This is a genomic window from Pseudomonas sp. M5A4_2d, from assembly GCF_053345295.1.
In genome coordinates, this window is record NZ_JBKEZW010000003.1 from 520,650 (window position 1) to 544,829 (window position 24,180).

General features: G+C 61.3%; 23 protein-coding genes and 1 tRNA gene. 8 read left to right on the forward strand and 16 right to left on the reverse strand.

The window, feature by feature from the left end:
• Positions 1-48: 48 nt before the first annotated feature.
• Both ACLBW8_RS12850 and ACLBW8_RS12855 read right to left on the reverse strand, forming a co-directional pair.
• Positions 49-861, reverse strand: coding sequence for an energy transducer TonB (locus ACLBW8_RS12850; RefSeq protein ID WP_447805501.1), 813 nt, complete (start codon positions 859-861; stop codon positions 49-51).
• Between the two features lie 240 nt (positions 862-1,101).
• Positions 1,102-1,953 carry a LysR family transcriptional regulator gene (locus tag ACLBW8_RS12855; protein WP_262666751.1) on the reverse strand — a complete coding sequence of 284 codons (852 nt, stop codon included), beginning with the start codon at positions 1,951-1,953 and terminating at the stop codon, positions 1,102-1,104.
• A 107-nt stretch (positions 1,954-2,060) separates the two neighbouring features.
• Between ACLBW8_RS12855 and ACLBW8_RS12860 the strand changes: the two genes are divergently transcribed.
• The 3 genes from ACLBW8_RS12860 (at position 2,061) to ACLBW8_RS12870 (ending at position 4,710) form a co-directional block, all read left to right on the forward strand.
• The gene (locus tag ACLBW8_RS12860; protein ID WP_447805502.1) at positions 2,061-2,522 is read left to right on the forward strand and encodes a nucleoside deaminase; all 462 of its coding nucleotides are present in this window, start codon (positions 2,061-2,063) and stop codon (positions 2,520-2,522) included.
• Positions 2,509-3,678: a CynX/NimT family MFS transporter gene (locus ACLBW8_RS12865; protein WP_447805503.1), complete on the forward strand. Its 1,170-nt coding sequence runs from the start codon at positions 2,509-2,511 to the stop codon at positions 3,676-3,678. The genes ACLBW8_RS12860 and ACLBW8_RS12865 overlap by 14 nt, the downstream gene beginning before the upstream one ends.
• Before the next feature lie 96 nt (positions 3,679-3,774).
• Positions 3,775-4,710, forward strand: coding sequence for a LysR family transcriptional regulator (locus tag ACLBW8_RS12870; protein WP_082895807.1), 936 nt, complete (start codon positions 3,775-3,777; stop codon positions 4,708-4,710).
• Here ACLBW8_RS12870 and ACLBW8_RS12875 read toward each other — a convergent pair.
• A complete protein-coding gene (locus ACLBW8_RS12875; RefSeq protein ID WP_447805504.1) occupies positions 4,601-5,695 on the reverse strand; it encodes a fatty acid desaturase in 1,095 nt (364 codons plus the stop codon). The genes ACLBW8_RS12870 and ACLBW8_RS12875 overlap by 110 nt on opposite strands.
• A gap of 101 nt (positions 5,696-5,796) precedes the next feature.
• Between ACLBW8_RS12875 and ACLBW8_RS12880 the strand changes: the two genes are divergently transcribed.
• Positions 5,797-6,801 carry an AraC family transcriptional regulator gene (locus tag ACLBW8_RS12880; RefSeq protein WP_064450151.1) on the forward strand — a complete coding sequence of 335 codons (1,005 nt, stop codon included), beginning with the start codon at positions 5,797-5,799 and terminating at the stop codon, positions 6,799-6,801.
• Between the two features lie 657 nt (positions 6,802-7,458).
• On the opposite strand, the gene ACLBW8_RS12885 is transcribed toward ACLBW8_RS12880, so the two are convergent.
• Positions 7,459-7,824 carry a response regulator gene (locus tag ACLBW8_RS12885; RefSeq protein WP_064450150.1) on the reverse strand — a complete coding sequence of 122 codons (366 nt, stop codon included), beginning with the start codon at positions 7,822-7,824 and terminating at the stop codon, positions 7,459-7,461.
• A 29-nt stretch (positions 7,825-7,853) separates the two neighbouring features.
• Entirely contained in the window at positions 7,854-8,549 is a 696-nt protein-coding gene (locus ACLBW8_RS12890; protein WP_447805505.1) for a Crp/Fnr family transcriptional regulator, read from the reverse strand.
• A gap of 83 nt (positions 8,550-8,632) precedes the next feature.
• Between ACLBW8_RS12890 and ACLBW8_RS12895 the strand changes: the two genes are divergently transcribed.
• The gene (locus ACLBW8_RS12895; RefSeq protein WP_447805506.1) at positions 8,633-9,160 is read left to right on the forward strand and encodes an Mpo1 family 2-hydroxy fatty acid dioxygenase; all 528 of its coding nucleotides are present in this window, start codon (positions 8,633-8,635) and stop codon (positions 9,158-9,160) included.
• A 108-nt stretch (positions 9,161-9,268) separates the two neighbouring features.
• On the opposite strand, the gene ACLBW8_RS12900 is transcribed toward ACLBW8_RS12895, so the two are convergent.
• The 6 genes from ACLBW8_RS12900 to dibA form a co-directional block, all read right to left on the reverse strand.
• Positions 9,269-10,249 (reverse strand): sulfate/molybdate ABC transporter ATP-binding protein, encoded by a 981-nt coding sequence (locus tag ACLBW8_RS12900; protein ID WP_034101869.1) that lies wholly within the window; start codon positions 10,247-10,249, stop codon positions 9,269-9,271.
• Between the two features lie 3 nt (positions 10,250-10,252).
• Complete coding sequence (cysW, locus tag ACLBW8_RS12905; protein WP_003218139.1) at positions 10,253-11,125, reverse strand: sulfate ABC transporter permease subunit CysW; 873 nt, start codon at positions 11,123-11,125, stop codon at positions 10,253-10,255.
• A gap of 13 nt (positions 11,126-11,138) precedes the next feature.
• Positions 11,139-11,957 carry a sulfate ABC transporter permease subunit CysT gene (gene cysT / locus ACLBW8_RS12910; protein WP_064450147.1) on the reverse strand — a complete coding sequence of 273 codons (819 nt, stop codon included), beginning with the start codon at positions 11,955-11,957 and terminating at the stop codon, positions 11,139-11,141.
• A gap of 198 nt (positions 11,958-12,155) precedes the next feature.
• Positions 12,156-13,166 carry a sulfate ABC transporter substrate-binding protein gene (locus ACLBW8_RS12915; protein WP_128589380.1) on the reverse strand — a complete coding sequence of 337 codons (1,011 nt, stop codon included), beginning with the start codon at positions 13,164-13,166 and terminating at the stop codon, positions 12,156-12,158.
• 65 nt (positions 13,167-13,231) lie between these two features.
• A complete protein-coding gene (oscA, locus tag ACLBW8_RS12920; RefSeq protein WP_003170956.1) occupies positions 13,232-13,414 on the reverse strand; it encodes a sulfur starvation response protein OscA in 183 nt (60 codons plus the stop codon).
• 301 nt (positions 13,415-13,715) lie between these two features.
• Positions 13,716-15,629, reverse strand: coding sequence for a phosphodiesterase DibA (gene dibA, locus ACLBW8_RS12925; RefSeq protein ID WP_447805507.1), 1,914 nt, complete (start codon positions 15,627-15,629; stop codon positions 13,716-13,718).
• 166 nt (positions 15,630-15,795) lie between these two features.
• Between dibA and desA the strand changes: the two genes are divergently transcribed.
• Entirely contained in the window at positions 15,796-16,980 is a 1,185-nt protein-coding gene (desA, locus tag ACLBW8_RS12930) for a delta-9 fatty acid desaturase DesA (protein WP_064450144.1), read from the forward strand.
• A 187-nt stretch (positions 16,981-17,167) separates the two neighbouring features.
• A complete protein-coding gene (locus ACLBW8_RS12935) occupies positions 17,168-18,169 on the forward strand; it encodes a sensor domain-containing diguanylate cyclase (RefSeq protein WP_221293630.1) in 1,002 nt (333 codons plus the stop codon).
• A 34-nt stretch (positions 18,170-18,203) separates the two neighbouring features.
• Here ACLBW8_RS12935 and ACLBW8_RS12940 read toward each other — a convergent pair whose 3' ends face one another.
• The 3 genes from ACLBW8_RS12940 to gabD all read right to left on the reverse strand — a co-directional run bounded on the left by ACLBW8_RS12940 (position 18,204) and on the right by gabD (position 22,469).
• Positions 18,204-19,412: an HDOD domain-containing protein gene (locus tag ACLBW8_RS12940; RefSeq protein ID WP_447805508.1), complete on the reverse strand. Its 1,209-nt coding sequence runs from the start codon at positions 19,410-19,412 to the stop codon at positions 18,204-18,206.
• A gap of 139 nt (positions 19,413-19,551) precedes the next feature.
• The gene (gabT, locus tag ACLBW8_RS12945; RefSeq protein ID WP_064450141.1) at positions 19,552-20,829 is read right to left on the reverse strand and encodes a 4-aminobutyrate--2-oxoglutarate transaminase; all 1,278 of its coding nucleotides are present in this window, start codon (positions 20,827-20,829) and stop codon (positions 19,552-19,554) included.
• A 197-nt stretch (positions 20,830-21,026) separates the two neighbouring features.
• Positions 21,027-22,469: an NADP-dependent succinate-semialdehyde dehydrogenase gene (gene gabD, locus ACLBW8_RS12950; RefSeq protein WP_064450140.1), complete on the reverse strand. Its 1,443-nt coding sequence runs from the start codon at positions 22,467-22,469 to the stop codon at positions 21,027-21,029.
• Positions 22,470-22,840: 371 nt separating this feature from the next.
• On the opposite strand from gabD, the gene ACLBW8_RS12955 reads away from it, so the two are divergent.
• A tRNA-Arg gene (locus ACLBW8_RS12955) sits at positions 22,841-22,917 on the forward strand.
• A 57-nt stretch (positions 22,918-22,974) separates the two neighbouring features.
• Here the strand turns inward: ACLBW8_RS12955 and ACLBW8_RS12960 are convergent.
• Complete coding sequence (locus tag ACLBW8_RS12960; protein ID WP_447805509.1) at positions 22,975-23,571, reverse strand: hypothetical protein; 597 nt, start codon at positions 23,569-23,571, stop codon at positions 22,975-22,977.
• Entirely contained in the window at positions 23,568-24,140 is a 573-nt protein-coding gene (locus tag ACLBW8_RS12965) for an RNA polymerase sigma factor (RefSeq protein ID WP_064450138.1), read from the reverse strand. The genes ACLBW8_RS12960 and ACLBW8_RS12965 overlap by 4 nt, the downstream gene beginning before the upstream one ends.
• Positions 24,141-24,180 lie beyond the last annotated feature (40 nt).

A 24,180-nucleotide genomic window follows, 5' to 3' on the forward strand; every position in this document is an offset into this window, starting at 1 on the left:
TTCCCTCTGTGCAGGTCGCGACGTGTCCAACACACCGCAGCCGAATAGTTAGTGAATCTTGAAATCGATCGGCACGCTGACCCAGCCGTCCTGAGCCACATCGCCTTGCTTGGCCGGCACGAAGCTCCAACGCTTCACCGCCGTCAGGGCGGCGTCGTCGAGTGGTTGGCGACCGCTGCTTTTCTGGATCTGGATCTCGCCCGGCTTACCGCTGGCCAACACGTGCACCCGCAACAACACCGTGCCTTCCCAACCGCGACGCTGGGCCAGCGACGGATACTCCGGCGCCGGGTTCTTCAGGTACGCGGCGTTGGCCGAAGCGGGTGTCACCGGTGCCGGCGCAGCAGCCGGTGCGGGAGGCGCTGGAGGCGCGGGCGTCGGTGGCACGGCCGGCGGCTCAACCGCTTTGGGTACGGGCTTGGGCTCAGGCTTTGGCACTGGCTTGGGTTTCGGTTTAAGCACCGGTTTGGGCGGCGCCGGCTTGGCGGCCAGCTCATCCACTAACGGCGGCGGTGGCTCGACTAAGGGCGGTGGCGGTGGCGGCACAGGCGGTGGCGGTTCAACCACCGGCGGCGCCGGCTGGGAAAATTCGATGGTCATCGGCGGGATTTCCGGCGGCACAATCGGCAATACCGGCGTGGGCTTCTGGCTGACCCAATAGATCACCGCACCGTGCAGGGCCAACACCAGCAACCCGAGTAGAACCCCTTCGCGACGACTCGAGAAGCGCCTGGGGGTTTTCTGCAAGCGCAATTGCCCCAACGGCGCGCGGTGCGGTCGGCCAAGGTCGACCAACTCACCACCCGGTGCCTGGCGCCATTGCGCCTCACGTGCACTGGCGGCGGTCTGGACATTGCCCATTGATTCACTCCCTACGGTTTTCACACCAAAAAACCGACGGGCCTGCCAAAGCGGCCGTCGAGGGCTGAATCATCGGGGTTAGACGCTTATCTCTTAAAGTAATCTTTAAAGTTATAGATAGATCTAAATTGCATAAAAGCATCGTTTGGAAATGCCAGAACCCCGCCCCTCGCGGGCTGGCGCGAAGGGGCTGTTTTCCCATGCTTTTAAGGCATGCAAAATATTCAGTGAAGGCATGGTTCAGTGCGGGTTATTTGTACACAAATCGAGCAATTGGTCCTGCAATGCCTGCCCGGCCGCCCCCAAACCACTGCGGCCATACAGCGCCAGACGCACACCCTGCACCTTCGGCAAACCACTTTCATTGCCAAGTATTAAATGGCCAGGCTGCACCACCCGTTGCGGCAACAGGCTGATACCCAACCCCGCTGCCACGGCCGAACACACACTGGCCAGGCTGGCGCTGGAATAGCCGATGCGCCAACGCCAGCCGCCGACTTCCAGGTGGTGGAGCATTTCATTGCGGTACAAACCGCCCACTGGAAACGCCACCAGGGGCAGCGGGTCGCGCCCCAAGGACGGCGCGGTGCGGCTGTCCACCCAGCACAACGGTTCCGGCCATGAAGCCAGGCAGTCATCGCTGTCACCCATCTGCTTGACCAGCAACACGTCGAATTCACCCGCGCGGTACTGCCGTTGCAACTCCGGGCCCAGACCACTGGTCACCTCCAGGCGCACTCGCGGGAAGGCCACCACGAACGCCGACAGCAACGGCATCAGGCGCTCGGCGGCAAAGTCCTCCGGCACCCCGAGGCGCAACACCCCGTCGCTTTGCTGGCTGATCAACACGTCGGCAGCCTCTTCATGCAGTGCCAGAATGCGCCGCGCATAGGCCAGCAGGCGCTCGCCCTCGGCGGTGGCCACCACGCGGCGTTGGTCGCGGTCCAGCAACTGGCACGCCACGGCATCTTCCAGGCGACGGATCTGCTGGCTCACGGTGGATTGGGTCAAGTGCAGGCGCTCGGCAGCGCGGGTGAAGTTGCCGCAGTCCACCACGGCAACAAAACTGCGTAACAACACGGGGTCGAACATGGCGCGTCACCATTCCATTTGCCACTGGTTGGCATGGTTATATTTAATTTCAGAATACTCCGGCAGCTCACCATACTTCACCTTCCATTCTGCCCAGAGGGACCGCAATGACCGACGATCATCAGCACCTGCAACGCGCCATAGCCCTGGCCAGCGCCAACGTGGCCGAAGGTGGCCGACCGTTTGGCGCCGTGCTGACACTCAATGGCGAGGTGCTGGTGGAAGCCGTGAATGAGATCCACCTGACCCAGGACCCCACCGCCCACGCCGAGCTGCTGGCGATTCGCGCGGCCAGTCAACGCGTGGGCGCGCACCTGGACGGCTGTGTGATATACGCGAGCGGCCAGCCATGCCCGATGTGCTTGAGCGCCATGTACCTGTGCGGCGTAGAGCGCGTGGTGTTTGCTGCCAGCAACGCAATGGCCGAACCGTTCGGCCTGTCGACGGCGGTGATTGGGCAACAGGTCGGCCTGCCGTTGAGCGAACAGCGCCTGCCGATCCAACACCTGCCCGACGCCGCCATGACCGCGCTCTATCAGCGATGGAAAGCCCTGCATGACCCTGAATAAATCCTTTGCCGGCTGGGGCCTGCTGGTGGTGCTCGGGCTTAACCTGCGGCCAATCCTCAGTTCCATCAGCCCCTTGCTCGGCGAGATTCGCCAGGCCACCGGCCTGAGTTTCCAGAGCAGTGCGTTGCTCACCAGCCTGCCGGTGGTGTGCATGGGCCTGGTGGCGCTGGTCGGCGTGCGTGTGGAGGCACGACTCGGCGAACGGCGTGGCATTGCCCTGGGTTTAATGATGATTCTGCTGGCATGCCTGGCGCGTTGGCTGATGGGCCAGGCGTCGGCGTTGCTGGTCACGGCATTGCTCGGTGGCGCCGGTGTGGCGCTGATCCAGGCGTTGGTGCCGGCGATGATCAAGCGCGAATTTCACCACCGCGTGCCGGTGGCGATGGGCGTGTATTCCGCTTCGCTGATGGCCGGTGGCGGCCTGGCAGCGTTGCTCAGCCCGGTAGTGGCCACACATTTCCAGCAATGGCAGGCGGGGTTGGGTGTGTGGCTGTTGCCGGCGCTGGGGGCGTTATTGCTATGGGCGTGGTTGCCGTTGGGCGCGGCGAGAAACCCGCAGGCAGCACCCGCGTTCAAGGGCCTGCGCAACCGGCGGGCCTGGCTGTTGGCGCTGTACTTCGGTTTGGTCAATTGCGGCTATATGAGCATGGTGGCGTGGTTGCCTGCGTACTATCAGCAACTGGGCTGGGGCGTATTGCCGAGTGGCTCGTTGCTGGCCTTCATGACCATCTTCCAGGTGATCGCCGCGCTGCTGATGCCGGTGCTGGCGCAACGCGGTATCGACCGTCGGCCCTTGTTGGGCATCAGCCTTTTGGCGCAAACCATCGGCTACCTCGGCCTGATCATCGCGCCGCAGGAGTATCCCCACCTGTGGGTGGCCTTGTGCGGTTTCGGCCTGGGCGCGTGTTTTGCCCTGAGCCTGCTGCTGACCCTGGACCACCACCGCGACCCGCGCCAAGCCGGGCAACTGGCGGCTTTCGTGCAAGGCGTAGGTTTTTTGATCAACGCGATTTCGCCGTGGCTGACCGGCTGGCTGCGTGAACTTACCGGCAATTTTGTCAGCGCCTGGGTGGTGCTGACAGTGACGGTGGTGGCGATGTTGCTGGTGACGCGGGTGTTCAGCCCAGCCACCTATCGCACGGTGCCTGCTCTATAGATATGCATTTAAGGTCTAGATAAAACAAACACACTTCGTTGACGGAATAAGCGCGCCCCTTAAAATCCGGGTTCTCCTTTCGGACGCCGGGCCCCTATGGATCTCCGCCAACTGCGCTACTTCATTGCGCTGAACAAGTACCGCAGTTTCGTGCGCGCCGCCGACGCCATGGGCATTACCCAGCCAGCCTTCAGCCGCAGCATCCAGGGTTTGGAGCAGGAGTTCGGCTGCGTACTGGTGGACCGCGCCAATAAGGACCTGCGCCCTACCCCCGAAGGCCAGGTGGTGCTGCAGCACGCCCTGGGCCTGGTGCAAGGTGCGGCGTTGCTGAGCCATGAAGTCACGCGCATGACCAAGCTCGACGCTGGCGAGGTACGATTTGGCAGTGACGCCGTGGCGGCGGTCAACCTGGTGCCCCTGGCGATAGCCCGTTTTATTACGACCTACCCCAAGGTCCACACCGCCTTGCAGGTGGATAACTGGGAAAAACTGGGGCGCAGCCTGAGCCGGGAAGAGATCGAATTCTTTATCGCCGATGTGCGTCACTTTGAAGCCGATCCGAATTTTCAGACCCAGGCCCTTACCCCACGGCGCACGGTATTTTTCTGCCGCGCCGGGCACCCGCTGCTGGCCAAGGACAGCCTCTCCACCAATGACCTGTTCGGCTACCCGCTGGCCGCGCCATTGATGCCGCCCGGCATTCGAAAATTGCTGGCCAACCTCAGCGGGCGCATCGACTTTGCGCCCGCTGTCGAGCTTGAGCAGTTTCCCGCGCTGGCCACCATCGTGCGGCAGTCAGACGCCATTGGCTTGGGGGCTGAAGAAGCCTTCGTCGACGCGTTCCTCAGCGGTGAGCTAGTGGTGCTGCACTGGCGCAACCTACCTCACACCTTGGGCAGTTTGAACAACCACTGCGGCGTGGTCAGCCGCGCTGGGGTTCGTTTGTCGCCTGCGGCGAAGGCGCTGATCGAAACCCTGCTGGCGGTGGAAAGCCGAGCCGATTGGCCCGCAAAAACGTCCCAAAATCATTGAAGCGCACGCCCATGTCGGCCATGACCTTGTGCGCCACCTTGGCCGTCATCTGGCGGATGTAGAACGGTTCCTTCACCACAAAATGATGGATGCCATGGGTGCTGCCGAAGTTGAAACAAAACGCCTGCAGCGGCCACATCCACCACGGGTTCAATACCTGGGTCTGCTGGATCACATTGCCCAGCTCCACATCGCCGTAGTAGTGCATGTTGGAGCTGACAAAATGCAGGCAAAAGGTGCGCAGCACGTTGGGGCCGATGATCACCACGGCGGCGATGTCGATCACCTGCATCATCTGCAAGGTGTTGGCTGACCACTCGACCGGCACGCCCATCAGGCTGGTAACGCCATTGGCGGCATGGAAGCCGAGGAACACATACCACGCGCCCCAATGCAGCAGCGCCAATGGCGCGTACACCAGCAGCGAGCGCTTGAGGATCTTGAGTTTGTGGCTCCAGGTTTTCGCACGCAGCATGCGGATAAACGCCGACATCACGTTATCCCCCACCATCAGCAACCGCGCAAAACCCCACGGCTCGCCATTGGTGATGGCGCGCTCCTCCATATCGGTTTCGGTCCCGGAAACCTTGTGGTGATTAAGGTGCAGGTGGCGGCGTATCCACGGGTTGATCGTACTCGGCCGCGCCAGCCACACCAGGCCCATCATCAGGTTGTGCGGCAGGCGTTGCTTGCGAAAGTACATGCTGTGGATCAGGTCGTGTTCCAGTTCGTGGGTCAGCGAGGCGAGGAAGGCATTGAGCAGCAGGCATACCCACCAGGCCATATGCCCAGTGATATAGAGCGCCGCCGAGCCGAGCATGCCGAGCAAGGCGAAGGCCAGGATGCCCGCGCCCAGCGCGTCCTGATGCTGCAGCCAGGGGTGCTGCTGGCGCAATCTGGCGCCTTCGGCGAGCACCACTTCGCGAATATGCGCTGAACGCTGTTGCGCATTCATCTGCTGGGGACTTGCAGAAGTACCGTCCATGCTTCCATCCTCTTGTTTATTGATAGATGCATCCTGGCCCAAGCGGTGCGCCAGGGCATCAGCCCCACACGCCAACCTGTTGACCGCAAGCGCCAATCGCCATGACCGAACCCACTTCGCTCGCCAGCTGGACCCGCGCCCTGCGCAAACAGCTCGATGCCCTGGACCTCGACAGCGCCGCGCTGTGCGCCCAGGCCGGGCTCGACCCACAGCAGATGGACGACCCCAACGCGCGTTATCCGCTGTCGGCGACCACGCGCTTGTGGGAACTGGCAGTGCAGGCCAGCGGCGATCCCGCGATCGGGTTGCGGGTGTCGCGGTTTGTCAGCCCCACGACCTTTCATGCGCTGGGTTATGCCTTGGTGGCCAGCGGCAGCTTGCGCGAGGTGTTCGAGCGGATCGTGCGTTATCACCAGGTGGTCAGTGATGCCCTGACGCTGGAGCTTAGCCGAGAGGGCGAACGCTACCACTTTCGCCTGCTGCAGCCACCGGGCAGCCCGGCGCCGGCACTGGAAGCGATTGATGCATTTGCGGCGATCTATGTGCGCACCTGCCGTAATCGACTGGGCCGGGAGTATGCGCCGCTGGCGGTGCACCTGCGACGGCCGGAGCCGGCTGACGCCAAGCCGTGGCACACGGTCTTTCGCGCGCCGGTGTTTTTTGGCGCTGAGGAAGACCGCCTGGAGTTTGCCGCAAGGGACTTCGACAGCCATCTGGATGACGCCAACCCCGAGTTGGCCGAACACAATGAAACGGTGCTCAAACGCACGCTTGCCCAGTTACAACCGCTGACCTGGGAGCGCAAGGTGCGCGCGGCCATTGAGGCGCAATTGCCGGAGGGCGAGCCAAGTGCCGAGCGGATCGCCCAGGCGCTGCACCTGAGCCTGCGCAGTTTGCAGCGGCATCTGGCGGATGAAGGCTGTCGGTTTGATGCGCTGCTCAATGAGTGCCGCGAGAACCTGGCGCTGCTGCACCTGCGGGACCCGCAGTGTTCGTTGGCCGAGATCAGCCATTTGCTGGGTTTTGCCGATACCAGCAGTTTCAATCGGGCGTTCAAGCGCTGGACGGGGATGACACCGGGGCAGTTTCGCGATGGGTTGCGGTAGCGGAATGTGTAGCGGTTGTGAGGGCCTCATCGCGGGCAAGCCCGGCTCCCACAGGTTGACTGTGTTCACGCTGGCTTGCCTGCGATGGCGGCAGGGAGATTTTTGGTGACTGTGAGGGCCTCTTCGGGAGCAAGCCCCCTCCCACATTTTGATGTGTGAACCCAGTCAAATGTGTGAGCTGGCTTGCCTGCGATGGCGGCAGGGAGATTTTGGTGACTGTGAGGGCCCCTTCGGGAGCAAGCCCCCTCCCACATTTTGATGTGTGAACCCCGTCAAATGTGGGAGCTGGCTTGCCTGCGATGGCGGCAGGGAGATTTTGGTGACTGTGAGGGCCCCTTCGGGAGCAAGCCCCCTCCCACATTTTGATGTGTGAACCCAGTCAAATGTGGGAGCTGGCTTGCCTGTGATGGCGGTAGGGAGATTTTGGGTGACTGTGAGGGCCCCTTCGGGAGCAAGCCCCCTCCCACACTTTGATGTGTGAACCCAGTCAAATGTGGGAGCTGGCTTGCCTGCGATGGCGGCAGGGAGATTTTGGTGACTGTGAGGGCCCCTTCGGGAGCAAGCCCCCTCCCACATTTTGATGTGTGAACCCAGCCAAATGTGGGAGCGGGCTTGCCCGCGATGGCGATAGCCCCGGCAACCCATTAACTGGATCAGTCAGCGCCCACGATCACGGCGCAATAACTTCCTTACCCGCGCCACCAACGCCTTGGCATCGAACGGTTTGAGCAAATAATCATCTTCATGCAGTTCCAGGCCACGCAGTCGGTCTTCAATCCCGCCCGGCGTGGTCAAGAACAACATCGGCGTCTCGCCCTTCAACCGAATCGCCTGCTGCAACTTCCAGGCATTCAGGCCCGGCAGCATCACATCCAGAATGACCAGGTCGTACTCGGTGCTTTCCACGAAACGCAACGCCGCCATGCCATTGGCTGCGACCTCCACGGTGTAGCCCGCTTCGTTCAAGCCCTGGGCCATCCGCTGTGCTTCTTCGGATTCATGTTCCACTAACAGCACACGCATAACACACCTCGATTAATCAGGCTTGCAGGCTAACACCCTGGCGTGTGCGCCGCCTCACGCAGTCGCTGGGCATCAAGGATTTCGATCTCGCCATAGCCCAGGCGCACGATGCCCTGGGCTTGCAGGTCCTTGAGCAAAGCGTTGGTGGTCTGGCGCGACAGGCTCAACATCGCCGCCAGGTCTTCCTGGGGCAGTTGCACACTGCGTCTGGAGGGTTGGATATCACCGTAACCCTCAACAATCATCAATAAGCGGTGGGCCAATCGAACGGAAGCAGGCATCAGGCTGAGGTGTTCGAGGCCAATGAAACTCAGGCGCAGTTTCTGGCTCATCAGCAAGGCGAGGTCGCGCCAGTATTGCGGGGTTTCATCCAGGATGTTCAGCAGCGCCCGTTGCGGCACCTGCAACAGCGTGCACGGCCCGACCGCGCAGGCGTCATGGGTACGCGGCAGGCCGTCGAACAGGCAGATTTCGCCGAACCAGTAAGGCAGCTCGACCTGGCTCAATACCGCTTCCTTGCCGTGCTCATTCACGGCGCTGATGCGCAGCGTGCCGTCGAGCACCGCGTACAGGCCACACGGCGGGTCGCCGCGTTTGAACAGGTATTGCCCCGCCGCCAGCTGCCGCTGCCGGGCATGGGCTAGCAGGCTATGCTGAAAAGAACCCGGCAGGTGGCTGAACCAATGGCCCGTGGCCAACTGCGCGTGCCATTTCTCTGTGTCCATGACAACTCCGAAGATTGTCGCCCAGCTGACAGTCAGTCGCCGGCTGACAGGGCATGATCAAACATCCTACAGGAGGAACAATAATGAAAAGCCTCGTCGACCATCTCAGTCAATACGCCGCCTACCATCGCGACCCCCGCAATATCGCCAGCCACTTCATCGGCATTCCACTGATTGTCGTGGCGGTCGCCGTGCTGCTGTCACGCCCCGAAGGGTCAGTGGGCGGGCTCTGGCTCTCGCCTGCCGTCATGCTTGCGCTGTTTTCAGCGTGGTTTTACCTGCGTCTGGAGCTCGCGCTGGGCGTGCTGATGACGGTGTTGATGGGCTTGTCGGTGTGGGCCGGGCACGTGCTGGCCGCACAGAGCACGATGGTCTGGCTCAGCAGCGGCATCGGGATGTTTGTGGTGGGCTGGGTGATTCAGTTTGTCGGCCACTATTACGAAGGCAAGAAGCCGGCGTTTGTGGATGACGTGTCGGGGCTGATCGTCGGGCCATTGTTTGTGGTGGCGGAGCTGGCGTTTATGGTGGGGTTGCGGGATGAGCTGAAGCAGCAGATAGAGCAGCGGTCTGGGCCGGTGGAACGCCGTGATCTAAAGCCGAGCAAGGTCTAAATGTGGGAGCGGGCTTGCTCGCGAAAGCGGCGTATCAGTCGGTATATCTGTTGACTGACACTCTGCATTCGCGAGCAAGCCCGCTCCCACATGGGTATTGCAGTAGGCTTAGGCTTTTTGCCAGACCTTGGGTTTGAAGAACAGCGTCTCGCCACGGGCCAGGCCGGTGAGGCTGTCGTGGTCTTTCACCACTTCAGCTTCAATCAGCTCGCTCTGGCCTTCCACCTTCAACGTCACCCGTGTAGTCGCACCCAGCGGACGAATATCGCGCACTTCAGCCGCATGGTGGTCTTCCAGCTCATGGCGCGACAGCGACACTTCGTGCGGGCGGAACAGCACGTGCTTGTCCTCACCCAGGTGCAGGCGGTTGGAGTCGCCGAGGAAGTGGTACACAAAATCGCTGGCCGGGTTTTCGTAGACGTCGCCCGGTGAGCCGATCTGCTCGATCACGCCCTTGTTCATCACCACGATACGGTCGGCGACTTCCATCGCCTCTTCCTGGTCGTGCGTCACAAACACCGACGTCAGGTTGATGTCTTCGTGCAGGCGCGCCAGCCAGCGGCGCAGTTCTTTACGGACCTTGGCGTCGAGGGCGCCGAACGGTTCGTCCAGCAGCAAGACTTTGGGCTCCACCGCCAGCGCACGGGCCAGGGCGATACGCTGGCGCTGGCCACCGGAGAGTTGCTCCGGATAGCGATCAGACAACCAATCGAGCTGCACCATGTTCAGCAGTTCGTGAACCTTGACCGCGATCTGGCTTTCGCTCGGGCGCTGGTTTTTCGGCTTCATGCGCAGGCCGAAGGCGACGTTGTCGAACACTGTCATGTGGCGGAACAACGCGTAGTGCTGGAACACAAAACCGACGTTGCGATCCCGCACGTCATGGCCGGACACGTCTTCACCGTGGAACACAATGCTGCCGTCATCCGGGGTTTCCAGCCCGGCGATGATGCGCAGCAAGGTGGTCTTGCCGCAGCCGGACGGGCCCAGCAACGCCACCAGCTCGCCACTCTGGATGTCCAGATTGATGCTGTTCAGGGCCTTGAAGGCGTTGAAATTCTTGCTGACATTACGGACTTCAATCGACATGACTTATTCCTCACCGGCGCTTTTGCGCAGGCGGTTGATACGGTTCTCGCTCCACTGCTTGAGCAGCAGGATGAAGAGCGCCAGGATCAGCAACAGGCTCGCGACGGCAAACGCGGCGACATGGTTGTATTCGTTGTAGAGGATCTCGACGTGCAGCGGCAGGGTGTTGGTGACGCCGCGAATGTGGCCGGACACCACCGACACCGCGCCGAACTCACCCATGGCCCGCGCAGTACACAGCACCACGCCGTAGATCAGGCCCCATTTGATGTTCGGTACGGTCACATGCCAGAACATCTGCCAGCCATTCGCACCGAGCAGGCGCGCGGCCTCTTCTTCCTGGGTGCCCTGCTCCTGCATCAGCGGGATCAGTTCACGGGCCACGAACGGCACCGTCACGAAAATGGTCGCCAGCACAATGCCCGGCAAGGCGAACACGATCTGGATGTCATGATCCTGCAGCCACGGGCCGAAGAAGCCCTGGGCGCCGAACATCAGCACATAGACCAGGCCCGCAATCACCGGCGACACCGAGAACGGCAGGTCGATCAGCGTGACCAGGATGCTCTTGCCACGGAACGAGTACTTGCTCACGCACCAGGCGGCGCTGACCCCGAATACAACGTTGAGCGGCACCGAAATTACCACGGCGATCACCGTGAGCTTCAGCGCCGACAGCGCGTCGGGTTCAAGGATTGCGGTGAAGAATGCGCCGAGGCCGTTCTTCAAGCCCTGGGACACCACGATAAACAGCGGCAGCAGCAGGAACAGGAAGAACACCAGCCAGCCCAGGCTGATCAGGATGCGCCGGGACACCGCGCTGCCACGACGGGCAGCGTTGGCCGAGGACGCGGCGGAAATAGACGATTGGGACATGTTCCGCGCCTCCTTATGGACGTTCGATGCGCCGCTGCAACAAGTTGATCAGCAGCAGCAGGACAAAGGAAACCACCAGCATCAGCACGCCAATGGAGGTGGCGCCGCGGTAGTCGTATTGGTCGAGCTTGACCATGATCAGCAGCGGCAGGATCTCGGTTTTCATCGGCATGTTGCCGGCGATGAAGATCACCGAGCCGTACTCACCCACGCCACGGGCAAACGCCAGCGCGAAGCCGGTCAGCCAGGCGGGCAGCAATGCGGGCACGAGAATGTAGCGGAACACCTGCAATGGCTTGGCGCCCAGGCAGGCAGCGGCTTCTTCGATTTCCCGGGGGATATCGGCGAGCACCGGCTGCACCGTACGCACCACGAAGGGCAGCGTGACAAAGGTCAGCGCCAGGGTGATGCCCAAGGGGCTGTAGGCAATCTTGAAGCCCAGGTCGGCCGCGAACTGACCGACCAGGCCGGTCGGCGTGTACAGCGCGGTCAGCGCGATACCGGCCACGGCGGTGGGCAGGGCAAACGGCAGATCGATCATCGCATCGATGATCTTGCGGCCGGGGAAGGTGTAACGCACCAGCACCCAGGCCAGCAGCGTACCGATTACGCCGTTGATCAGCGCGGCGTACAACGCGGTGCTGAAGCTCAGTTTCAACGCCGCCAGCACGCGTGGTGCGGAAATAATGGCCCAGAACTGATCCCAGGTGAGTTGAGCGGCGTGCACAAACATCGCCGCAAGGGGGATGAGTACGATCAGGCTGAGGTACACCACGGTGTAGCCCAGCGTCAGCCCGAAGCCGGGTATGACGGGGGAAATACGACGCGACATAAGAGTCCTTGGTTAAAAGGTAGAAACCACTGTAGGAGCGCGCTCCTCTGTGGGAGCTGGTTTATGTGGGAGCCGGGCTTGCCCGCGATGCAGCCACCTCGGTGTGTCAGCCACACTGCGGTGATGCTATCGCGGGCAAGCCCGGCTCCCACACAAGCCAGCTCACAGAGAGAAGCGGGCTCCTACAGGTACTTTGGCTTACTGCGCCGTGTAAATCTGGTCGAACACGCCACCGTCATTGAAGAATTTCGGTTGGGCAGTTTTCCAGCCGCCGAAGTCTTTGTCGATAGTCACCAGGTCCAGTTTCGGGAACTGCTGGGCGTATTTGGCGGCGACTTTCTCATCGCGTGGGCGGTAGAAGTTCTTCGCCGCAATCTCCTGGCCAGCCGGGCTGTACAGGTGCTTGAGGTATTCAGTGGCAATCTCGGTATTGCCCTTTTTCTCGGCGTTCTTGTCAACCACGGCCACCGGCGGCTCCGCAAGAATCGACAGGGATGGCACGACGATGTCGAACTTGTCGGCGCCACCGTCTTCTTTCAGGGCCAGGAATGCCTCATTTTCCCAGGCCAGCAACACGTCGCCCTGACCGTTGTTGACGAAGGTAATGGTCGAGCCACGAGCGCCGGTGTCGAGGATCGGCACATGCTTGAACAGCGCTTGAACGTATTCCTGGGCCTTGGCTTCGCTACCGCCGGCTTTGAGGCCATAGGCCCAGGCGGCGAGGAAGTTCCAGCGGGCACCGCCGGAGGTTTTCGGGTTCGGGGTAATGACCGAAACGTCTTTCTTGATCAGGTCGCCCCAGTCCTTGATGCCTTTAGGGTTGCCCTTGCGCACCAGGAACACGATGGTCGAGGTGTACGGGGTGCTGGCGTCCGGCAAACGGGTTTGCCAGTTTTCCGGCAGGGTCTTGCCCAGCTTTGCGATTTCGTCGATGTCGCCGGCCAGGGCCAGGGTCACGACGTCGGCGCGCAGGCCGTCGATCACCGCACGGCCTTGTTTGCCGGAACCACCGTGGGATTGCTGGATCTTGACGTTGTCACCCGGGTGCTCTTTCTTCCAGAAGCTGGTGAATTCAGCGTTGTAGTCCTGGTACAGCTCACGGGTAGGGTCATACGAGACGTTCAGCAACTCGTAGTCCTTGGCAACAGCGGAACCGGCAAACACGGCACTGGCCAGTGCGGCCAGGGCATAACGGCGAATCGACGACATAGAAGGCTCCTGAAATTCTGGGTGTTGGCTTTTTCTTATAATTGCGGGTCTATCGCCGTTTTTGCTTAGCTCGGTTTGTTACCCGGGTTCTGCAAACGGAATTTTTCTTTGCGTTCGATCTGTACCACTTGGGCGTTATGCACAGTGATTTCCACCGCGCCAAACCGCAGGTCGCGCAAAGCGCTCTGGATCTCGCGCAAAATGGCTGCTTCGTCCTGGCCGTCGACGCTACGTAGAGATGCGCTCATGGTCTCGCTCCTGAAAAGAATAGTGCCTGGCAGTGGCGGCACTGCTTGCGGCGTGAGGGCGATAGTAGATAAGCGCGGATATTCTTAAAAATACTATTTAAGAATGTTTATATAACCAGAAAGAATTTTCTGGCAGGACGTGGGGTTGCGAGGTTTTTTATGCGTGCGACACTGAAAATAAGCCATGCCGAAATCCAAAGGTGGGAGCGGGCTTGCTCGCGAATGCGGAGAATCAGTTAATACACCTGTTTCTGACAGACCGCTTTCGCGAGCAAGCCCGCTCCCACATTTTGACTGTATTTCAAGTCCTGATAGCTGGCGCACGCTCCCAATCAATTTCATTTGCCGGCATCGGCCGCCCGAACCAATAACCCTGCCCCATATCGCACTCCTGCTCCGACAGAAACCGCGCCTGCTCAACCTGCTCGATGCCTTCGGCCTGCACCTGCATGCCCATGCTTTTCGCCAGGGCGATCACCACGCGCACGATGGCGGCGTCGTCTTCATCCCACGGCACACCGGCGACAAAACCCTGGTCGATCTTGAGCTTCTGCACCGGCAAGCGCTTGAGGCGCAGCAGCGATGAATAGCCGGTGCCGAAGTCATCAATGGCCAGGCGCAAGCCCAGTTCACGCAGGCGATGCAGTTGCTCAAGGGCCACTTCGGGGTCATCCATCACCGCGCTTTCGGTGACTTCCAGCTCCAGGAACGCCGGATCAAGGCCAGTGGCATGCAGCACTTGCGCGACCTGCTCGTACAGCTCGCGTCGGGCGAACAGACGGCTGGAAACATTCACCGCAATAAAGCTCAGCGGCGCGCCATTGGCCAACCACTGGCACATCTGGCGGCAGGCCTGGTCCATCACCCATGCGTCGATGTCGGCAATCAGCCCGGTGCGCTCGGCGATGGGGATAAATTCGCCCGGCGGCACCAGGCCGCGCTCCGGGTGTTGCCAGCGCACCAGCGCTTCAACGCCGATCAGGCGGCTGTCTTGCAGGTTATGCACAGGCTGGTAATACACACGCAGCTCTTGCTGCTCGAGGGCGCGGCGCAGTTCGCTGGCGACTTCCACGCGATTCTGCGCGTGGGCGGTCAGCTCTTCGGTGTACAACGCATACCCTTCCCGGCCGGCACTCTTGGCCTTGAACAGCGCCGAGTCGGCATTGCGCAGCAACTGTTGGGCGCTCAGGGCATCGCTGGGGAACAGGCTGATGCCGACGCTGGCGCTGATAAACAACGAGTTGCCATCGAACACGAACGGTTCTTTCATCGCATCGAGCATGCGCTGCGCCATCGCGGCAGCCTGAATCACCTGTGGACAACTTTCGGCCAGCACGGCGAACTCGTCCCCACCCAGGCGCGCCAGCGTCACGCCGGGGCCAAACAGGCCTTTTAGCCGCTCGCCCACCGCCTTGAGCAACTGATCACCGACGTTATGGCCGAGGCTGTCGTTGATGATCTTGAAGTGGTCCAGGTCCATCAACAGCAACGCGCAGCCGCGCTTGTGCACTTGCGCCGAGGCCAGCGCCTGTTCGGCGCGGTCGGTAAACAGCAGGCGGTTGGGCAGGTCGGTCAGCGGGTCGTGATGGGCGAGGTGCGCCAGTTCGTGCTCGGAGTCCTTGATGGCGCTGATATCGGAAAACACCGCGACGTGATGGCTGACCTGGCCTTGGTCATCGTGGATCACACGGATGGTTTGCCACTGGGGATAAATCTCACCGCTTTTACGCCGGTTCCAGATTTCACCGCTCCACTCACCCTCGTGCTCCAGGACCTGGAACATCTGCTGATAAAAATTCGACGAATGGCGCCCGGATTTGAACAGGCTGGGCCGCTCGCCCATGACGTCTTCGCGGCGGTAGCCGGTGATCTCCATGAACGCTCGGTTGACGTGCACAATCAGCCCTTGGGCGTCGGTGACCAGCACCCCTTCGCGCGTGCAATCGAACACGGCGGCCGCCTGGCGCAGGCGCTCGCGGTTTTCCTGCAGGGGTTGCTGAAACTGGTGGGCGCGGGCAAAACGGGCGCAAATCAGGTAAATAACCAACGCACTGAGGGCCACCCACACATAGCCGCGCAGCTGAAGCCAGCGGACCAACTCCCGCGGGTCATCGAGAAAGTCGATCAATAGATGATGGCTGAGCTGGAGCCACACAATCGAAACCAGCAGATATACCAGCCCCACACGCAGGGCACCTCGGTATGAAAACAGCATAGGGTCAGTAATCCTTACCAAAAAAACAAAATCGCCCCACAAAGGCTGCGGATTATAGAATAAGAAACATCCAGTCACTTCTATCTGAAAGGGCGGCTGGTTTTCTCTGTAGGCTTAGTGATAATGCGTGAGCTGTTTTTTACTTTATCTGAGGGCCATACAGCCTATGTGGTACAACGGTTTTCTTGACCTGTCAGCCTGGCAACTGGTGGCAGTCACTCTGTTGATGACCCACGTGACCATCGTTGGGGTCACGGTTTATCTGCACCGCTATTCAGCCCATCGCTCCCTGGAGCTCAATGCCGGCCTGAAACACTTCTTCCGCTTCTGGCTGTGGTTGACCACGGCACAGAACACCCGCGAGTGGACCGCTATCCACCGCAAACACCACGCCAAATGTGAAACCGTCGACGACCCGCACAGCCCGGTCATCAAAGGCCTGTCCACCGTGCTGCGCAAGGGGGCCGAGCTGTACCGCGCCGAGGCGGAAAACCCCGAGACCCTGCGCATCTATGGCAAGAACTGCCCGGACGACTGGATCGAGCGCAAAATCTACACGCCTTACCCACTGCTGGGCGTGGCGATCATGGGCGTGATCGACCTGCTGCTGTTCGGCACCATCGGCATCACCATCTGGGCGATCCAGATGATGTGGATTCCGTTCTGGGCCGCCGGCGTCATCAACGGCCTGGGGCATGCCATCGGCTACCGCAACTTCGAATGCCGCGACGCGGCGACCAACCTGGTGCCATGGGGCATCATCGTCGGTGGCGAAGAACTGCACAACAACCACCATACCTACCCGAACTCGGCCAAGCTGTCGGTCAAGAAGTGGGAGTTCGACCTGGGCTGGGCGTGGATCAAAGTGTTCAGCTTCCTGCGCCTGGCCAAGGTGCAGCGCGTCGCGCCAATCGCGCACCGCGTGGAGGGCAAAGGCAACCTGGACATGGACACCGCCATGGCGATCCTCAACAACCGCTTCCAGATCATGGCCCAATACCGCAAGTTGGTGATCGGCCCGCTGGTCAAGCAGGAGCTGGAGAAGGTCGATCATTCGGTCCGCCACCAATTCCACCGTGCCAAGCGCCTGCTGTCGCGTGAGACCAGCCTGCTGGATGACCGCCACCACGTGCGTATCCAGAGCATGCTGGAACACAGCCATGCATTGACGGTGATCTACGAAAAGCGCCTGGCGTTGCAGCAGATCTGGCTGAAGACCAGTTCCAATGGCCACGATATGCTGGCGGCGATCAAGGAATGGGTGCACGAGGCCGAAGCCAGTGGCATCCAGTCCCTGCGTGACTTCGCCCACCAACTGAAGACCTATTCGCTGCGCCCTGCAGCGGTCTGACGGCACTGTGGGAGGGCCAGCCCTCCCACATACCCTCTTTCTGGCGCCATTTTCCGGGCACCACGAATCCGTCACGATCACGGAACTTCACTGCAATTACCCTCTCTCAAAGAACACTTCGCCATCATGGTGAACCTTGTAGTGACCGCTGTTCCATCCTGCGGCGCGCCCAGAGAGAGTTGCACCGATGGTCCACGAAAAGCCCTGCCTGCCCGACGCCCCCACTGCTGAGCCCCCTCGCCCAGCCGCGGCGGCAACCCTGTTGGCGCTGATGCACGCCCAGGGTGAAGTCGAGCGGTTGAGCGAGCGCGAGCAATTGCTGAGCTCACTGCTGGTCAGTGTGAATGCCGTGCTGTGGGCCATTGATTGGGAAACACGTCGCGTGCTGTACGTGAGCCCGGCCTACGAACGGGTGTTCGGCCGCTCGGCAGGTTTGCTGTTGGCCGATTACCGGGAATGGCGCAACAGCATTCACCCTGAAGACCTCGAATATGCCGAATACAGTCTCGCTCGCGTGCTGGAGCACGGTGCCGTGGAGGACCGTGAGTACCGCATCATCACTGCCGACGGGCAAATTCGTTGGCTGAGCGACAAATGTTATATCAACCAGCAGGTCGAGCCCGGAGAGCCGAAGATCGTGGTCGGCATGGCCGAGGACATCACCGAAAAGAAGCAGATGGCGTTAGAGCTGCACCGCCTGGCCACCACCGACGTGCTGACCCAGAGCAGCAACCGCAGGCATTTTTTCGAGTGTGCCAATCAAGCCTTCGACAACGCCTGCGCCCAGGGCGCGCCGCTGGCATTCCTGTTGCTGGACATCGATGACTTCAAAGACGTCAACGACAGCTACGGCCACCTGGAGGGCGATCAGGTCTTGCGGCGTATCGCCGAGAGCGGTCGAGGTGTATTGCGCCGTGGCGATCTGTTCGGGCGTATTGGCGGCGAAGAATTCGCCGCGGTGTTGCCCGGTTGCGCACCGGAGATGGCGATGCAGGTGGCTGAACGCCTGGGCAAGGAAATCCAGGCATTGGGTTTCAGCTATGAGGGCCGGGCGTTTACCGTGACCGTCAGCCAGGGCCTGGCCAACCTGCGCGAAGGCGACTCAACCCTGGACAGCCTGTTCGCGCGGGCCGATGCCGCCATGTACGAGGCAAAGCGCCAGGGCAAAAACCGCGTGATAGCGGGCTAGCACTGAACAAAATGCGGGGGTCAGTGTATTTTTGTCAGGCTTTACGCACCCGCATCAGCTCCGACAATCCCACTTTCAGCAACCGCGCAGTCTTGCCTTTGGCAAGTTCTTCGAGCCCCTCATGCTCGGTCAGGCGCGCCATTTGCGCGGCCAGGTTCACCACCAGCGCCTCCCGCGAATACACCCCGCCTTCGAGTGAATAGGTCGCCGCGATCAACTGACGCAGCTCCAACGGCAAGCGCCAACGCGTGCGCAACGCCGACCCATAGGCCGCGCCAAAGGTGAACAGGGATTCGCCAATCACTTCATCATCCAATGCACCACCGCCCAGGCGCCAATCTTCCAGGCAGCGCAACAGCGCCAAGTCCCCCAGCCGATGCAGGATAGCGGCGCTGTAACAGCGCTCGTGGTCCAGATCCAGCATGCGCGCGAGGCGGCGGGCATAGTCGGCAGTGGCCTGGGACAATTGCCAGTGGCGCTCGGCGTAGTCCATTAGCGCCGGATCGCCCAATACCACGTTGTGCTTGAGGGTCAGGCCCAGGATCAGGTTCATGCTCTGCCCGGGCACCAGCTTGTGCAGCGCGCCCGGCAGGTGTTGTACCGGCGAGCCATGATGCCCGGCGCTGTTGGCCGCGGCGATGAGCACGGCGGTGATTTGCGGGTCCAGGCGCACCCGGTCTTCCAGGCGCTGGAGGTCCAGGCCATCCGGCCCGAGGCTCTGTTGCACGGCAGCCTTCACGTCGACCCGCAACGGCGCGCCATCGCAGGCGTCGCGGCGACGCTCCAGGAACACCGGCAAAGTCACGCCCGGCGCCAGCGGTGGAATTTCGCAATACACGCTTTCGCCTTCATTAAGCAGCAGGTCTTGCAGCCGCTGGGTCAGGCCTTCCATATTCAGGGGTTTGGTCAGGTACGCCGTCGGCGCCAGGGGCAAGGCTTCACGCACGCTGGCACTGTCATTGCGACTGCTCAGCAGAATAAACGGCAGCGCGGGCGAGCGGCGCTTCTGGCGCACGTTGCGCAGCAGGCTCAGGCCATCGATGCCCGGCAGCTCCCAATCCGCCAGGATCAGGTCGTAGGCTTTTTCTTGCAGCAGCGTGGCGGCTTGCTGCCCATCGGCACACACATCCAGCCGTGCGTCGCAGCGCACATTCAACAACACTTGCTTGAGCAGATCCCGCGACCAAGGGTCCGCCTCGGCAATCAACACTCGGGGTACAGCCGGTAAATCAACAGCAGTCATCCAGCACGCTCCATCGGCAATGCCTGCACCTTAGACAATCACGCTGCCTACGTACAATGAACAAGGCCTGAATGTGCTGCACCCGGCACAAAAAAACCCGCCGAGGCGGGTTTTTTCTGTCGATCAGGTCAGGGTCCGCTTACAGCTCGGAGAAGCACTCTTCGATGATCGCCAAGCCTTTGTCCAACTGCTCGTCCGGCGAGGTCAGCGGGACCAGTACGCGCAACACGTTGCCGTAGGTACCGCAGGACAGCAGGATCAGGCCCTTGTCGCGCGCCTTGGCGACCACGGAGGCAACAGCAGCGGCGTTCGGCTTGTGGCTGTCGCCGTCTACGAACAGCTCCACCGCGATCATCGCGCCGAGGGCACGCACTTCACCGATCACCGGGTACTTGGCTTGAATGGCTTTGAGGCCGGTCACCAAGCGCTCGCCGACAGCCTTGCAGCGGTCCAGCAGGTGCTCTTCTTCGAACACTTCCATCACCGCCAAAGCAGCAGCGCAAGCGATCGGGCTACCGGCATAAGTGCCGCCCAGGCCACCTGGGGCGATGGCGTCCATGTATTCAGCCTTGCCGCACACACCGGCCAGCGGGAAGCCACCGGCGATGGATTTGGCGAAGGTGGTCAGGTCGGCAGCAACGCCCATCTGTTCCATGGCGAAGAACGTACCGGTACGGCCGGCACCGGTTTGCACTTCGTCGGCGATCAGCAGGATGCCGTGCTTGTCGCACAGTTCGCGCAGGCGCTTCATGAACGACTTAGGCGCGACGTAGAAACCGCCTTCGCCCTGCACCGGCTCGATGATGATGGCCGCGATATCACGCGGCTCGGCATCGTTTTTGAAGATGCGTTCGATGCTGGCGATGGAATCATCGTCGCTCACACCGTGCAGTTCGTTCGGGAACAGCGCACGGAACACACCGCCGGGCATCAAGCCCATGCCGGCCGAGTAAGGCACGACTTTACCGGTCAGGCCCAGGGTCATCATGGTGCGGCCGTGGTAGGCGCCGGTGAAGGCGATCACGCCGGCACGGCCAGTGGCGGCACGGGCGATTTTCACGGCGTTTTCAACGGCTTCGGAACCGGTGGTGACCAGCAGGGTTTTCTTGGCGAAATCGCCAGGCACCTTGGCGTTGACTTTTTCGCACAGTTCCACGTAAGGCTCGTAGGCCAGTACCTGGAAGCAGGTGTGAGTCAGTTTGTTCAACTGCGCGGTCACGGCGGCGATGATTTTCGGGTGCACGTGGCCGGTGTTCAGCACGGCGATACCGCCGGCGAAGTCGATGAACTCGCGACCTTCAACGTCGGTCACGGTGGCGTTCTTTGCCGACTCGGCGAAGATCGGGTGAATCTGGCCAACACCGCGTGGTACAGCGGCTTCGCGGCGTTTCATCAGGGAGGCGTTGGTCTTGCTCATAAAGTCCTCATTCGCCACTCATCGGGTGGCGGGGTCCAAGGAATACGTGGCGGGGAGGCAACTACGGCAGCATGCGATGATCGACTGCCACAGCTTTCCCGGCCACTACGAATAACGTCTTGAAACACGCAAAGGGTCAGCGCTCTCGTGCCCTCTGCGTTTACTGCAATCTCTTGCCGGGCTATCCCTTACAGCGCTTAGATGCCCAGGCAGAGGTATTTGATTTCCAGGTAATCCTCGATCCCGTACTTGGAGCCTTCACGGCCCAGGCCCGAAGCCTTGATGCCGCCGAACGGCGCCACTTCGTTGGAGATCAACCCGGTGTTGACGCCGACCATGCCGTATTCCAGGGCTTCAGCCACACGGAACACACGGCCCAGGTCGCGAGCATAGAAGTAGGACGCCAGGCCGAACTCGGTGTCGTTGGACATCGCGATCACTTCAGCTTCGTCTTTGAAGCGGAACAGCGGTGCCAGTGGACCGAAGGTTTCTTCCTTGGCCACAGCCGCGTCTTTCGGCACATTCACCAGAATAGTCGGTTCGAAGAAGTTGCCTTCCATCACCTTGCCACCGGCCAGCAGCTTGGCGCCTTTGCTCAGGGCATCAGCAATGTGCTCCTGAACCTTGGCCACGGCTTTTTCGTCGATCAGCGGGCCAGTGGTGGTGCCTTCTTCCAGACCGTTGCCGATCTTGAGTTTGGCCACGGCCACCTTGAGTTTTTCGGCGAACGCGTCGTACACCGAATCCTGGATGTACAGGCGGTTGGCGCAGACGCACGTCTGGCCGTTGTTGCGGTACTTGGAAATGATCGCGCCTTCGACGGCCTTATCCAGGTCCGCGTCGTCGAACACGATGAACGGCGCGTTACCGCCCAGTTCCAGGGAGACTTTCTTGATGTCCTTGGCGCACTCGGCCATCAGCTGGCGACCGATTTCGGTGGAGCCAGTGAAGGACAATTTACGCACGATCGGGTTGCTGGTCAGCTCGCTGCCGATATCGCCGGCGCTGCCGGAGACCACGCTGAACACGCCTTTAGGGATGCCGGCACGCTGGGCCAGTTCAGCCAGGGCGAACGCCGAAAACGGGGTTTGCGACGCAGGCTTGAGCACCATGGTGCAACCGGCGGCCAGGGCCGGGCCGGCTTTGCGGGTGATCATCGCGGCCGGGAAGTTCCACGGCGTGATGGCGGCGGTAACGCCGATCGGCTGCTTGATTACGATCAGGCGCTTATCCGGCTGGTGGCCGGGAATGACATCACCGTAGACGCGCTTGGCTTCTTCGGCGAACCACTCGATGAACGAGGCCGCGTAGACGATTTCGCCTTTGGCTTCGGCCAGCGGCTTACCCTGTTCCAGGGTCATGAGGCGGGCCAGGTCTTCCTGGTTCTCGATGATCAGCTCAAACCAACGACGCAGCTTGTTGGCGCGGTCTTTGGCGGTGAGTGCACGCCAGGCCGGCAGGGCCTTGTCGGCGGCTTCGATGGCGCGGCGAGTTTCGGCGGCGCCCATCTTCGGCACGGTGCCGAGAATTTCGCCCGTGGCAGGGTTGTTAACCTTGATGGTTTGACCGTTGTCCGCATCGACCCAAGCGCCATCGATAAAGGCTTGTTGGCGGAACAACTGGGTATCTTTGAGCTGCATGTCGGCTTTCCTTAACAGCACCGCGCGCACGCGGAGCGAATTAGAGTTGTTGAAAGGCGCCTTGTGGGCTGCCGTCAGGGAAATCAGCCCCAGCGCGCGGGAATAATGAAAAAGCGCACGGGAGACAGAGCGTTTGAAATCTCAAACGAATCCTAGGATCAATGGGGGTACAGGGCAATAGTCTGTTCGAAAAAAAGAACGAAAACGGCGCATTTGCCGAATCTTTCTGATCAGCGTCATTCAGCCAGGTTCCAACGCATTGATCACTGGTTCCCGGCGCAGGGCCTCGGTGCAGCAAATTCCTACCCATAAACGGCCAAAGACCGGCATGGACGCCCAAGGTCGACATGGGTATGATGTCGCCCGCACAAGCATCCGTAGCTCAGCTGGATAGAGTACTGCCCTCCGAAGGCAGGGGTCGTGGGTTCGAATCCCGCCGGGTGCACCAGATACGCATGAAAAAGCCCCAGGTCGAAAGACCTGGGGCTTTTTTGTGAGCGGCGATTTAATGTTTCTGCAACGCCTCCAACCGCGCCGGCAAGTCTTCCTCGGGGAAGCGTTCATGCAGCGCCAGCAGCTTCTCATCCGCCGCTCTGGTTGCTCCGGCCAGGCGCAGGTTCACAATCTCCTGCAACCCCTCCTCCAACGAAGGCAACGCTACCGGCGCGCGTTTGCTCAGTTTCACTGCCGGCGCATCGGCCATCGAGCCGGCGACCTCAGCCTGAACCGGCGGTGCGGCGGCCATGCGGGCCATAGGCGCGGGCGCGGGGGCCGAAAACGCTTGCGGCGCCGGGCGCGCTGCTTCTGGGTGGGGCGCGGAGAACGTCGTTGTGGCCACCTCCTGTTGTGGCACGGGCGAGCGCATCACCACGCCGATCATCAGTGCCACACCGGCGACGGTCGCAAATGCCATTTGCCAGCGCGGGCGTTGGCAGGCGTGCAGCCAGCGTTGCCACAGGCTCGGCTGCGGTGCCGGGGCTTCACGGCGGGCGGCGTTGAGGATGAAGGCGTCGAGGGACGCAGGCGGTTCGCCGGCGGTGTGTTGACGAAAGTGCTGGAGCAACACGTCGTCGCAATCCTCGGGGTGTCGGGAGTCAGTCATGCGGGTATCTCCTCGGCCAGCAGGCGGCGCAGTTTCTGCTGGGCGTAACGCAGGCGGCTTTTTACGGTTTCCAGCGGGGCGCCGGTGAGCGCGGCGATTTGCGGCACTTCGAGGTCGCCGTGCAGGCGCAGCAGGAAGACTTCGCGCTGGTCTTCGGGCAAGTCTTGCAACGCGGCGTCGAGGCGCGCCTGATCGCGGCTCAGGCTCAGTTGCTGCTCAGGGCCGGCGCTGTCGTCGGCCTGGGCGTGCAGTTGCTCATCGTAGCTGTCGTGCAACGGGTTGTGCACGCCGTGCTTGCGCCAATGATCAATCAGGCGGTTGCGGGCAATCTGGAACAGCCATGTACGAAAGCTCGCTCGGCCTTGTGGCTGGGTGCTGCTGCGGATCAGGCTGAGCCAGGTTTCCTGGTACACCTCTTCAGCCAGTTCGGCCTTGTTGCTCAGTGATACAAGGAACCGGTACAAACCTTGGCGGTGCCGCGCGTACAAGACCTCGAACGCAGCAGCGTCACCGGTTCGGTAACGGGCCAGCAGCGATTCGTCGCTGGGTGAATCGTCTGAAACGACCATGTTAAGTGGCGAACTCCTTTTGAGACGTTAAAACCTTCAA